This window comes from Crossiella sp. CA198, assembly GCF_052078295.1.
Classification (GTDB): Bacteria; Actinomycetota; Actinomycetes; order Mycobacteriales; family Pseudonocardiaceae; genus Crossiella.
Window position 1 is genome coordinate 21,164 of the sequence record NZ_JBQJIM010000003.1, and the last position, 11,571, is coordinate 32,734.

The following is an 11,571-nucleotide window of genomic DNA, read 5'->3' on the forward strand; positions in this document are numbered from 1 at the left end:
GCCCCGCCATGCCTCTTTCACATCGTCGTGAGAGCGCTCACGGACGCCGGTCGGTCGCGAGACTGACCACCGGCGCGCTCACCCTCGCCCTGCTGGCATCGACCCTGGTCACCGCTGGTCCCGCCGCCGCGGCCGACCCGATCTACAAGGATCCGGCCCAGACGGTGCCTGCCAGGGTCAACGACCTGCTCCCCCGGATGTCGCTAAATGAGAAGATCGGCCAGATGACCCAGGGCGAACGCGCCTCGGTCAGCGCGGCCGACGTGACCAGCTACCGGCTTGGCTCGCTGCTCTCCGGCGGCGGTTCCGCGCCCAGCCCGAACACGGCCACCGCCTGGGCCGACATGTACGACAACTACCAGCGGTCCGCGCTGGCCAGCCCGCTGAACATCCCGCTGATCTACGGGGTGGACGCGGTGCACGGGCACAACAACGTGCGCGGCGCGACCCTCTTCCCGCACAACATCGGCCTGGGCGCGACCCGCGATCCCGAGCTGGTGCGCCGGATCGGCGAGGCCACCGCCAAGGAGGTCTCGGGCACCGGCATCGACTGGGACTTCGCGCCCTGCCTGTGCGTGGCCCGCAACGACCGCTGGGGCCGCACCTACGAGTCCTTCGGCGAGCACCCCGAGATCGCCACCTCGATGACCTCGCTGATCACCGGCCTGCAGGGCAGCGCGCTGAACCAGCCCGGCGCGGTGCTGGCCACCGCCAAGCACTGGATCGGCGACGGCGGCACCACCGGCGGCAAGGACCAGGGCGACACCCAGATCTCCGAGGCCGAACTGCGCTCGGTGCACCTGCCGCCCTTCCGCGAGGCCATCGCACGCAAGGTCGGCTCGGTGATGATCACCTACAGCAGCTGGAACGGCGCCAAGCTGCACGGCCACAAGTACCTGATCACCGACCTGCTCAAGAACGAGCTGGGCTTTTCCGGCCTGGTGGTCTCCGACTACAACGCCATCGACCAGATCGACGGCCAGCCCGGTTTCACCGCGGCCGAGGTGCGGCAGTCGATCAACGCGGGCATCGACATGGTGATGGTGCCCGCGGAGTGGCGGAAGTTCATCGACCTGCTGCGCGCGGAGGTGCAAGCGGGCCGGGTGCCGATGTCCCGGATCGACGACGCCAACCGGCGCATCCTGACCAAGAAGTTCGAGCTGGGCCTGTTCGAGAAGCCGCTCACCGACCGCTCCTTCACCGGCACCGTGGGCAGCCCGGCGCACCGCGCGCTGGCCAGGGAGGCGGTGCGCAAGTCCCAGGTGCTGCTGAAGAACGCCAACGGCGTGCTGCCGCTGCCCAAGACCGCCAGCAAGGTCTTCGTGGCGGGCAAGAACGCCAACGACATCGGCAACCAGAGCGGCGGCTGGTCGATCGGCTGGCAGGGCAGCAGCGGTGACATCACGCCGGGAACCACTGTGCTGCAAGGGATCCGGGCCGCGGTGTCCCCGCAGACCACGGTGACCTACGACCGCGGCGGCAACGGCGTGGACGGCAGCTACCAGGCCGCCATCGCGGTGGTCGGCGAGACCCCGTACGCGGAGTTCAACGGCGACCGCCCCGGCGGCATGGGCCTGGACGCGGAGGATCTGGCCACGCTGAACCGGCTGAAGGCGGCGGGCATCCCGGTGGTCACCGTGCTGGTCTCCGGCCGCCCGCTGGACATCGCCCCGCAGCTGCCGGACTGGACCGCGCTGGTGGCCGCCTGGCTGCCCGGCACCGAGGGCAACGGCGTGGCCGACGTGCTCTTCGGCGACCACAAGCCGACCGCGACCCTGCCGGTGAGCTGGATGGCCAGTGCCGCCCAGCAGCCGGTCAACGTCGGCGACGGCAAGACCCCGCTGTTCGGCTACGGCTTCGGCGAACGGTTCCCGGCCACCCAGAGCCCCTACGGCATCGTCGGCGCCGCCTACTACGACGAGCAGCGCGGCACCGATGTGCAGCGCTGCACCGACTCCGGCTGCGGGCAGAACGTGGGCTGGCTGGCCGCAGGCGACTACCTGGCCTACGCCGACGTCGACTTCGGCGCCACCGCCCCGCGCACGGTGACCACCCGGGTGGCCTCCGGCGCGACCGGCACCGGCACGCTGGAGTACCGGCTCGGCTCGCCGGGTGGTCCCCTGGTCGCCACGGTGTCCGGGTCGAGCACGGGCGGCTGGCAGACCTGGCAGAGCCGGGTGGCCACCGTCAGCGGCACTCCCACCGGGGTGCAGCGGCTGTACCTGGTGGCCGCCGGGGGTGGCGGGGCGAACTTCGTGAACGTGAACTGGTTCCAGTTCGCCCGCTGACACGCTGATCGACGGCACCCTCGCCGCATCCGGGCGGGGGTGCCGTCGGCGGTATAACTGGGTTATACTCGTGCCATGACGAAGTTAAGCACTAAAACTGCGATCTCCGTGCCAAGGGAGACGTTTCTCCAGGTAGAGGTCTACGCGGACCGGCTGGGCGTGACCCGGTCGGAGTTCTTCACGCGAGCCGCGCGGCTTTATCTGGATCAACTCGACAACGAATCACTGACCAATCAGATCAACGGCTCACTGCGGTTGATCCAAGGAGAGGACGAGGCCACCGGGGCCGCGGTCGCCGCCGGTCGCCGCCACCTGGCCGGGACGGACGACGAGTGGTGATCGAACGCGGCGCCGTGCACTGGGCCGACCTGGGCGAGGCCGAGGGCTCCCGGCCCGCCAAGCGCCGCCCGGTGCTCGTGGTGCAGTCCGACCCCTACAACGCGAGCAGACTGGCCACCGTGCTCGTCGCGGTGGTCAGCTCGAACACGAAACTGGCCGCGGCTCCGGGCAACGTGTTCCTGCCCGCGGCCGCCTCCGGGCTGCCCAAGGACTCCGTGGTCAACGTGACCGCGCTGGTCACGCTGAACAAGACCGACCTGGACGACGGGGTCGGTCAGGTGCCGAGCGGGCTGATGCGTGATGTCGACGCCGGTCTGCGCCGGGTGCTCGGCGTCTGAACCTCACTCGCTCCGGGGCAGCCGGACCACGGTGAGGAAGAAGTCGTCGACCTGCCGGACCACCTTCACGAACTGCTCGAAGTCCACCGGCTTGGTGACATAGGCGTTGGCGTGCAACTGGTAGCTGCGCAGCACGTCCTCCTCGGCCTCCGAGGTCGTCAGGATCACCACCGGGATCCGGCGCAGCGCCGGATCGTTCTTGATCTCCTGCAGCACCTCCCTGCCGTCCATCTTGGGCAGGTTGAGGTCCAGCAGCACCAGGTCCGGGCGCGGGGCCTGGTCGTACTGGCCCTCGCGGCGCAGGAAGGCCATCGCGGCCACGCCGTCGCTGACCACGTGCAGCCGGTTGCCGACCTTGTTCTCCTCGAAGGCCTCGGTGGTCATCAGCACATCACCGGGATCGTCCTCGACCAGCAGGACCTCGATGGGGCGGCTGATGGACGGATCGATCACGCGGACTCCTCGGCGAGCACGGGCAGGGTCCAACAGACCGTAGTGCCTGCGCGGACCTCGGTGTCCAGCCAGATCCGGCCGCCGTGGTGTTCGATGATCTTGCGGCAGAGCGCCAGGCCGATGCCGGTGCCCGCGTAATCCTCTTTCGGGTGCAGCCGCTGGAACATCACGAAGATCTTCTCCGCGTACTGCGGTTCGATGCCGATCCCGTTGTCGGCGCAGCGGAACAGCCACTCGCCGGAGTGCCGTTCCACGGTGATCCGGATCAGCGGGGTGTCCTGGCCGCGGAACTTGATCGCGTTGCCGAGCAGGTTCTGCAGCACCTGGGCCAGCAGGGTGAGGTTGCCGAGCACCCTGGGCAGCGGGTCGGACTCGATCACCGCGCCGGTCTCCTCGCGGGCGGCGGTCAGGCTGGTCCTGGCCCGGTCCAGGGCCTCGGTCAGCTCGACCGGGGTGAACTCGCCGAGGGCGCGGCCGACCCTGGAGAAGGCCAGCATGTCGTTGATGAGCTGCTGCATCCGCTTGGCGCCGTCCACCGCGAACTCGATGTACTGGTCCGCGCGCGCGTCCAGCTGCCCGCCGTAGCGGCGGTGCAGCAGCTGGCAGAAGCTGGCCACCTTGCGCAGCGGCTCCTGCAGGTCGTGCGAGGCGACGTAGGCGAACTGCTCCAGCTCGGCGTTGGAGCGGCGCAGGTCCTCGGCGGACTCGGCGAGCTGCTGGGCCTGTTCCCGCAACGTCTCCTGCACCCGCACCGCGGTCATCAGCGCGGTGAACATCTGCACCCGCATGGCCTCGATGTCCGCGGCCAGCGCGGCGATCTCCTGCGGCCCGTCGCTGCCGACCTGCCGGGCCAGATCGCCCTGCGCCACCCTGGTGGTCTCCTCGCCGAGGACGCGCAGCGGCCCGGTCACCCAGCGCCGCAACGCGAACCACAGCACCAGCGCGCACACCAGCGCGAAGCCAACGAACCCCACGCCAAGGCCGGTGAGCACCCACAGCGCGCGCTCCATCGCGGCCTTGCTGGCCAGCCGCTGCGCGCCGACCGCGCCGTCGAGCTGGGTCAGCGAGTCCTGCAGGGCCACGAATCGCGGCTCGGTGTAGTCCAGGCCGCCCAGCAGCGCCCCGCTGGCGCCGCTCCGCTTGACCTGGTTGATGGCCGGTTCGGCCAGTTCGCGTTGCCAGCGCCGGGCGGCCGCCTCCACGGTGTCCACTTTGGCCAGCAGCCCTGGCCTGCCGTCGAGCAGCTCGCGCAGCCGGGTCAGCGTGACGAACTCCTGGTTGCGCTCGGCCTGGTAGCGCTCCAGGCGGTTCTCGGTGCCGCTGAGCACGTAGTCGCGCACGGCCAGCTGCTGGGCGCCGTAGGTCTGGCCCAGCATGGCCGAGCGGATCCGGGCCGGGGACACATCGTCGACCACCTCGGTGCTGGCGGCGAACAACCGGGAGGCGGCCAGCACCCCGGCCAGCACGCCGATGGCCAGCAACACGCCCAGCACCCCGAAGGACACCGCGAGCCGCCGCCGCAACGACCACCGCCGCCGTTCGTGCGCAGTGGACAGCGCGGTGGCCACGGCCGCGCTCATCCGGTGGCAGGGTGGAAGGACAGCTGCACCATGGCCACGTCGTCGGTGAGCGGGCCGCCGTTGAGCTGCTGCACCTCGTTGATCACCTCGTCCAGCCAGTGCGCGGGATCGGGACCGGGTTGCGGGCGCGCCCGCAGCAACCGGACCAGGCCGTCCTCGCCGAGCCGTTCCCGGCCCCGCCCGGTCCGGCCCTCGAACAGCCCGTCGGTGTAGAGCAGCAGGGTCCACTCCGGCGGCAGCTCCAGCCGCAGCGGCGGCCACTCGCTGTGCTCGAAGATGCCCAGCGCGGGCCCGCTCGGCCGCTCCGGCAGCTGCCGGGTGTCCGGACCGGCCAGCGCGATCGGCGGCGGGTGCCCGGCCAGGTACTGGTGCACGACCCGCCGGTCCGGCGAGATGACCAGCATGCACACGGTGGCGAACACCATCCGCGGGTACGGGTGCCGGATGATCTTGCGGTTGAGCGCGGGCAGCATCCGCTCCGGCGGGGTCTCGGCCAGCACCAGGGTCCGCCAGCCCGCGCGCAGGCACACGCCCAGCGCGGCCTCGTCCGGCCCATGCCCGGAGACATCGCCGATCAGCGCGAACAAGGTGCCGTCATCGGCCTCGACCAGGTCGTAGAAATCGCCGCCGACCAGGGTCTGGCTGCGGCCGGGCCGGTACCGGGTGCGGTGGCCGATCCGCGGGTCGGCCAGCAGCGCGGTGGGCAGCAGACCGCGTTCCAGCCGGGAGTTCTCCTGCGCCACCAGCGCGGCCTCGCGCAGTTTGCGCAGGCCCTCCTCGACCCGCTTGCGCTCCACCGAGAACCGGATCGCCTTGGCCAGCAGCCCGCCGTCGACCTGCCCCTTGACCAGGTAGTCCTGCGCGCCTGCGGCCACCGCGCGGACGCCGCGCTGCTCGTCGCTGTGCCCGGTGAGCACCAGGATGGCCGCGCCCGGCACCCGCTCCAGCACGGTGTGCAGGGCCTGGAGTCCCTCGGCGTCGGGCAGGTTGAGGTCCAGCAGCACGCAGTGCACCCCTGGACGCAGGTACGGGCGCGCGTCCGCGACGCTGCGCGCCCAGCGCAGGTCCACGCTCAGCCCGGCCTCGGCGAGCAGCTCCTCGACCAGGAACGCGTCCCCGCGATCGTCCTCGACCAGCACGATCGAGAGCCGCCCGTCGCCCTGTGGGTCACCCACCTCCGGCCTGCCTTCCTCGTTCCCCGGAGAATACGCAGCGGGTGACGCGAGTGCCGGAGCGGAGTGCGGACCGGCCATGGGGGTACCCGAGCTTTCTGTAGCCGTCGTCATAGGAGGAGCCGGATGGAAACCAAGACCAAGTCCACCGTGGACAAGCTCGAACTGCTCCAGGGTGTGCTGAAGCTGGCTTTCGCCGCGGTCTCGGCGATCAACACGGTCCGGCTGCTGATCCGGCTGACCAAGGAGAAGAACCTGGTCAGCGTGAAGGGCGCGGTCGCGGTCGGGCAGGCGGTCGCGGCGGTGTTCGCGGCCAAGACCGCCGTCACCGACTTCCGCAGCAGCCAGACCCCGGGGGACCAGACCTTCAGCACCGACTGAGCCGGTGCGGGGAGTGGGCACGCTGGACGCGGCCTCGCCGGCCGGTGTCGCGTTCAGCGGGTCCTCACCTCGACATAGGCGTCCAGGCCGGTGAGCCGGGCGACGTAGCCGGCCGAGGTCCCCGGCGGGGCGCACAGCACCAGCCGCCCGCCGGCCGCGGCGGCCTCGGCGGCCAGCTCGAAGAACATCTTGACCCCGGCGCTGGCCAGGTAACCGACTTCGGCCAGGTCCACGGTCAGCTGCAGCGCGCCGCCCCGGCTGGTCCGGCGCAGCACCGGCTGGAGCAGGTCGACGGTGGTGGAGTCGATCACGCCACGCAGCCGCACCACCGGGCCGTCCGGGCCGGTCTCGATCGCCATGGCCAGCTCGTCCAGGCCGGGTTCGGCCTCCTGGCCGGGTCCGGCGCCCAGCCTGCGGCGCAGTTCCACCGTGGTGCCCGCCTCGCTGTGCCGCACCCGCACCGAGTCCATCGCGGCCTGCATCAGCAGCAGCCCCCTGCCTCGCCCGCGTGGGTCCTCATCCGGCACCCGCCAGCTCCCGGCGTCGGTGATTGAGAGCAGCAGGGTGCCAGCCGGGTCCAGGTCGGCGGTCAGCGTGACCGGCCCGGGGTCGTGCCCGGCATAGGCGTGCTCGACCGCGTTGGCGGTGGCCTCGCCGACCGCGATCTGAATGGCCAGCGCGTCCTCGCCGTCGATCTCCCGCTCGGCCAGCCAGTCCCGCAGCTCCCGGCGCAACACGCTGAGCTGGTCGGACCGGCCGGGCACGGTCCGGTCCAGCGGTCCGTGCGGTTCCCGCACCCGCAGCAGCAGCAACGCGATGTCGTCGGCCGGTGGACCGGCGGGCAGCAGGCCGGTCAACAGCCGGTCGCAGCAGGCGTCCACGGTGGCCTCCTGGTCGGCGGCGATCTGCGCGGCACAGGCCAGCAGTCCGGCCGTGCCGCGCTGCGGGGGCGTGCCGGTGCGGTCCACCGCGCCGTCGGAGTAGAAGATCACCAGGTCGCCGGGTTCGACCTGGGCCCGGCGCAGCTCGAACTCGCCGTCGCCGAGCGCCAGCGGGTGACCCGCGGCCCTGGGCAGGAAAACGGCCTTGGCGCCCGGCCGGGCGCGCACGATCGGCGGGTGCGCGGCGCTGGTGTAGCTCAGTTCGCCCAGGGCCGGGTCGAGCACGGCCACACAGGCGGTGGCGCCGGCGGCCCCAGGGACCCGGCGGGCGAACTCACCCAGCCGGGTGATCACCTCGGCCAGTTCCATCCCGGCCAGCAAATAGGCCGACAGCGCGCTGCGCAGCTGGCCCATCACCGCGGCCGCCGCCGGTCCGCTGCCCACCACGTCGCCGACGCTGAGCGCCAGCCTGCCGTCGCCGAGGCTGATCGCGTCATACCAGTCCCCGCCCGCGCTCAGCGCCGATCCGGCGGTGGCGTACCGGGCGGCCAGCCGGGCCCCCGGCAGCACCGGCAGCGCGGTGGGTAGCAGGCTGTCCTGCAGGACCCTGGTCAGATCCGGCCGCGGCCCGCGCGGCAGGTCGCTCTCGGCGTCCTCGCGCCCCATCCGCTCACCAGTCAACATCCCGGCCTTCCTGCGCGTCGGTCCGCCCACCGACCACACCGGTGTCACCCGCCCCGGCTATGGTTGTGCCTTACCCCGTAGCTGCTTACGGTAAAAGTGAAACGCCTGTTCACTTCGGGAAGCTTCAGTGGAGGACGCAGTGGCGACGGCTGGCGAGTACTCAGAGGACCAGGCCCGCGCGGCAGCGCTGATCGACCTGGACTCGGCGGCCTCCACCGAGTCGGCCGGGGTGCTCAAGGTCGGCGGCGAGGTCGACCTGCTGACCACCCCGCTGCTCAAGTCCGGCATCGCGGAACAGCTCGCGAGCAGCCGCCCGCTGCTGGTGATCGACCTGAGCGGGGTGTCCTTCCTCGGCTCCAGCGGGCTGGCCGCGCTGGTCGAGGCACACGAGGCAGCCCAGGGCAAGGGCACCACGCTGCGCCTGGTGGCAGGCAACCGCACGGTGTTCCGGCCGCTGGCCACCACCGGCCTCAGCACCCTGTTCGACCTGCGGGAAACCTTGGAAGAGGCGCTGGCCGCGCCGATCTGAGGGCCTGGCGCGGCCCGCGCCTCCGCCCGCCGGGGTCAGGACTTGCGCACTGCCTCGGCGAGCTGGTCCTTGGTCATGCTGGAACGCCCGGGGATGTCGGCGGCCTTGGCCTGCTCGTACAGCTCCTCCTTGGTGACCTGCTCCGGCACGTCGGCCTGGATCCCGGCCTCGGCGAGGTGGGCCCGGCGCGCCTGGTCGAACTGCTCGCCCAGGCGGCGCAGCTCGGCGGCGGCCACGGCCTTGCGCAGCGCGGGCAGCAGGTCGGTCTCCTCTTCCTCGATGTGGTGCGCGACCGCGTCGACGAACTTCTGGAACTTGCCGGTGAAGTTGAGCGTGCTCTCCTTGGCCTTGGTCAGCAGCTCCTCGGCCTCCAGGTGCTCCTCGGCGCCGTGGTGCACCTCGCCCCGTTCGTCCGGATCGGCCGCGATGAGCGCGGGGTAGACGTGCTCCTCCTCGGCCCGGCTGTGCGCGTTCAACCGCGCCTCGATTTCGGTCACCAGCCGCATCCGGTCCTCCGGCTCGGCTTGCTTGACCTGCTCGAACAGCCGCTCCAGCACCCGGTGATCGGCCTTGATCAGCGAGACGGCGTCGCGGGTCATGGGGTCCTCCTCGTGGTGGGTACGCCCAGCCGAATACCCGGACCGGCCCGGCTCAACCACACCCCTTTAGGCTGATCCGGCCATGGCGAACATCGAGTACAGCGGCCACGGGGACCCGGCGCGCAGCCTGGCCCTGTTGTGGCGCACCAGCGAACGGGCCAGCCGCAAGGGCAAGCCCGAGCTGAACGTGGACCGGATCGTGCGCACCGCGATCGAGGTCGCCGACGCCGAGGGCCTGGGCGCGCTGTCCATGCGCCGGGTGGCCGAGGAACTGGGCGTGGGCACCATGTCGCTCTATACCTACGTGCCAGGCAAGGGCGAGCTGATCGACGTCATGCTGGACACCGTCTTCGGCGAACTCCCCCGCGCGCACCCCGAGGGCGGCTGGCGGGACCGCCTGGAACACGTGGCCCGGCAGAACCAGGCCCTCTACCAGCGGCACGCCTGGCTGCCGCACGTGCTGATGAGCCGCCCGGTGCTGGGCCCGAACGTGACCGCCAAGTACGACCACGAACTCAGCGCCATCGACGGCATCGGCCTCAGTGACATCGAGATGGACTCGGTGCTGTGGCTGGTCCTGGACTATGTGCACAGCGCGGTGCGCAACGCCGCCGAGATCGAGGTGGCCAACCAGCGCAGCGGCGTCACCGACGAACAGTGGTGGCAGGCGCACGCCCCGCTGCTGAGCAAGGTCCTGGACCCGGCGCGCTACCCGGTGGCCAGCCGGGTCGGCCAGGCCGCGGGCATGCAGCACGGCGGCGCGGTCGACCCGGCGCACGCCTTCGAGTTCGGGCTGGCCAGGGTCCTGGACGGGGTTGAGGTGCTGGTCCGCCAGCGCTGCGCCGGCTAGACCGGGGCCAGGCTAGATCTTCTCGCCCGCCTGGACCTTGCGGGTCACCCAGCGCTCGGCCACGAAGGACAGGAACGGCACCGTCCCGGCCAGCAGCACCAGCAGGGTGCCGCCGATCGACCACTTGCCCTTGAGCGCCAAGTCGAAGGCCAGCACCAGGTAGACGGCGTAGAGGAAGCCGTGGATGGGGCCGATGAAGGCGACCAGCAGCGGCATGTCCGCGAAGTACTTCAACGGCATGGCCACCAGCACCAGCGCGAGCAGGCCGACGCCCACGATGTAGGCCATGATCCGGAACCGGGACAGGGTTCCGGGCTTCACCTTTGTTGCCACTGTTCCGCCTTCTGCTTGAGGTAGCGGTTGTACTCCGCCAGCTCGGGGTCGAGGTCCGCGTCCTGGGCCGCCGGCTTGGGCCGCCCTGGCAGCCACTTCTCCGCCACCGGCTCGGCAGGCTGCTCCGCCTGCGCTGCCGCGGGTTCGGGCGCCTCGTCCTCGTCCGCGCGAGTGGATTCCATCCGCAGGAACCGGATCCAGCCGACGATGCCGAAGATGCCGAACAGCGGCCACTGCAACGCGTAACCCAGGTTCAGGCCGCTGCCGGTGCTGGACAGCGCCCGTTCGAGCTGCCACCAGCCGAGCCAGCCGCACACCAGCGCGACCACCAGCACCAGGACATGCCCGGCCAGCCATCCAGGGCTCAGGTACCGGCTGCGCACGGCATTGACGGTAGCACCGCGACTCATCCGACCGGATGAGCGGTCCGGTTGCCCGGATCCGGCTGAATCAGGACAGATCAGGCAGGTACGGCGCGACCGCGTCCACCCCGACCGCGACCATGGCGAGCTGGAAGAAGCCGCGCTCCAGGAGGTCCAGCAGCCCGTCCCGGTCGACCTCTTCCTGCCGCAGCCAGGTGATGGTGACCTCCTCGGCGAAGGCGACCCAGCCGCGCACGGTCATGGCCAGCTTCGGGGTCGGCTCGATGCCCAGGTCGTCGACGTTGTGCAGCACGATCTCCGCGATCGCGGTCCTGGTCTGCTCGAACAGCGCGCGCATGGCCTCATCGCCGGTGGCCGCGCCGCGCACCAGCGAGGTGTAGGCGTCCCGGTTCTGGGTCACGTAGTCCACGAAGCCGATCAGGCTCTGCCGCATCCGGGGCACCGGCGGCAGCGCCGGGTCGGGGGCCAGGAAGTCCAGCAGCTGGGCGGCGGCGGCCCTGGCCACGGCCAGGTGGAACTCGCGCTTGGAGCCGAAGTAGTGGAACAGCAGGCCGGTGGAGATGCCCGCCTCGGCGGCCAGGTCGTCGATGGACAGCTCGTCCAGGGTGCGCGTGCTGAGCAGCTCCACGCCGAGTTTGAGCAACTGAGCCCGCCGGAGGTCGGGGCTGAGACGAGTGCGCTGGGCCACGCCGTCCAGCTTATTGACTTCGGTTCAACAACACCAGTAGCTTATTGAATAGCACTCAATAAGGAGGCGGACC

General features: G+C 71.1%; 14 protein-coding genes and 1 pseudogene. 7 read left to right on the forward strand and 8 right to left on the reverse strand.

The window, feature by feature from the left end:
* Positions 1 to 8 precede the first annotated feature (8 nt).
* From ACTOWY_RS05010 to ACTOWY_RS05025, 4 genes and pseudogenes are all read left to right on the forward strand, one after another.
* Positions 9 to 1,871, forward strand: a pseudogene (locus ACTOWY_RS05010) (glycoside hydrolase family 3 protein); the annotation flags it as partial.
* A 24-nt stretch (positions 1,872 to 1,895) separates the two neighbouring features.
* On the forward strand, positions 1,896 to 2,288 hold the full coding sequence (locus tag ACTOWY_RS05015; RefSeq protein WP_441308824.1) for a carbohydrate-binding protein: 393 nt from the start codon (positions 1,896 to 1,898) through the stop codon (positions 2,286 to 2,288).
* A gap of 75 nt (positions 2,289 to 2,363) precedes the next feature.
* Positions 2,364 to 2,627, forward strand: coding sequence for a CopG family transcriptional regulator (locus tag ACTOWY_RS05020; RefSeq protein WP_441308419.1), 264 nt, complete (start codon positions 2,364 to 2,366; stop codon positions 2,625 to 2,627).
* Positions 2,621 to 2,965, forward strand: a complete 345-nt coding sequence (locus ACTOWY_RS05025; protein ID WP_441308420.1) for a type II toxin-antitoxin system PemK/MazF family toxin — start codon at positions 2,621 to 2,623, stop codon at positions 2,963 to 2,965. The genes ACTOWY_RS05020 and ACTOWY_RS05025 overlap by 7 nt, the downstream gene beginning before the upstream one ends.
* A gap of 3 nt (positions 2,966 to 2,968) precedes the next feature.
* Here the strand turns inward: ACTOWY_RS05025 and ACTOWY_RS05030 are convergent, their stop codons facing one another.
* Genes ACTOWY_RS05030 through ACTOWY_RS05040 form a run of 3 tightly spaced genes read right to left on the reverse strand, consistent with a single transcriptional unit; the run spans position 2,969 to position 6,173 of the window.
* Positions 2,969 to 3,418, reverse strand: coding sequence for a response regulator (locus ACTOWY_RS05030; RefSeq protein ID WP_441308421.1), 450 nt, complete (start codon positions 3,416 to 3,418; stop codon positions 2,969 to 2,971).
* On the reverse strand, positions 3,415 to 4,998 hold the full coding sequence (locus tag ACTOWY_RS05035; RefSeq protein WP_441308422.1) for a sensor histidine kinase: 1,584 nt from the start codon (positions 4,996 to 4,998) through the stop codon (positions 3,415 to 3,417). The genes ACTOWY_RS05030 and ACTOWY_RS05035 overlap by 4 nt, the downstream gene beginning before the upstream one ends.
* Positions 4,995 to 6,173, reverse strand: a complete 1,179-nt coding sequence (locus ACTOWY_RS05040) for a PP2C family protein-serine/threonine phosphatase (protein ID WP_441308423.1) — start codon at positions 6,171 to 6,173, stop codon at positions 4,995 to 4,997. Before ACTOWY_RS05040 ends, ACTOWY_RS05035 begins: the two co-directional genes overlap by 4 nt.
* A 123-nt stretch (positions 6,174 to 6,296) precedes the next feature.
* On the opposite strand from ACTOWY_RS05040, the gene ACTOWY_RS05045 reads away from it, so the two are divergent.
* The gene (locus tag ACTOWY_RS05045; RefSeq protein WP_441308424.1) at positions 6,297 to 6,551 is read left to right on the forward strand and encodes a hypothetical protein; all 255 of its coding nucleotides are present in this window, start codon (positions 6,297 to 6,299) and stop codon (positions 6,549 to 6,551) included.
* A 53-nt stretch (positions 6,552 to 6,604) separates the two neighbouring features.
* On the opposite strand, the gene ACTOWY_RS05050 is transcribed toward ACTOWY_RS05045, so the two are convergent.
* Positions 6,605 to 8,116 carry a SpoIIE family protein phosphatase gene (locus ACTOWY_RS05050; protein ID WP_441308425.1) on the reverse strand — a complete coding sequence of 504 codons (1,512 nt, stop codon included), beginning with the start codon at positions 8,114 to 8,116 and terminating at the stop codon, positions 6,605 to 6,607.
* Positions 8,117 to 8,255: 139 nt separating this feature from the next.
* On the opposite strand from ACTOWY_RS05050, the gene ACTOWY_RS05055 reads away from it, so the two are divergent.
* Positions 8,256 to 8,645, forward strand: coding sequence for an STAS domain-containing protein (locus tag ACTOWY_RS05055; protein ID WP_441308426.1), 390 nt, complete (start codon positions 8,256 to 8,258; stop codon positions 8,643 to 8,645).
* 35 nt (positions 8,646 to 8,680) lie between these two features.
* Here the strand turns inward: ACTOWY_RS05055 and ACTOWY_RS05060 are convergent, their stop codons facing one another.
* Complete coding sequence (locus tag ACTOWY_RS05060; protein WP_441308427.1) at positions 8,681 to 9,244, reverse strand: hemerythrin domain-containing protein; 564 nt, start codon at positions 9,242 to 9,244, stop codon at positions 8,681 to 8,683.
* A gap of 82 nt (positions 9,245 to 9,326) precedes the next feature.
* Between ACTOWY_RS05060 and ACTOWY_RS05065 the strand changes: the two genes are divergently transcribed.
* Positions 9,327 to 10,094, forward strand: a complete 768-nt coding sequence (locus ACTOWY_RS05065) for a TetR/AcrR family transcriptional regulator (protein WP_441308428.1) — start codon at positions 9,327 to 9,329, stop codon at positions 10,092 to 10,094.
* A gap of 12 nt (positions 10,095 to 10,106) precedes the next feature.
* On the opposite strand, the gene ACTOWY_RS05070 is transcribed toward ACTOWY_RS05065, so the two are convergent.
* From ACTOWY_RS05070 to ACTOWY_RS05080, 3 genes are all read right to left on the reverse strand, one after another.
* Entirely contained in the window at positions 10,107 to 10,415 is a 309-nt protein-coding gene (locus ACTOWY_RS05070; RefSeq protein ID WP_308302101.1) for a DUF3817 domain-containing protein, read from the reverse strand.
* Positions 10,412 to 10,810, reverse strand: coding sequence for a hypothetical protein (locus ACTOWY_RS05075; protein ID WP_441308429.1), 399 nt, complete (start codon positions 10,808 to 10,810; stop codon positions 10,412 to 10,414). The genes ACTOWY_RS05070 and ACTOWY_RS05075 overlap by 4 nt, the downstream gene beginning before the upstream one ends.
* A 67-nt stretch (positions 10,811 to 10,877) precedes the next feature.
* On the reverse strand, positions 10,878 to 11,498 hold the full coding sequence (locus ACTOWY_RS05080) for a TetR/AcrR family transcriptional regulator (protein WP_441308430.1): 621 nt from the start codon (positions 11,496 to 11,498) through the stop codon (positions 10,878 to 10,880).
* Positions 11,499 to 11,571 lie beyond the last annotated feature (73 nt).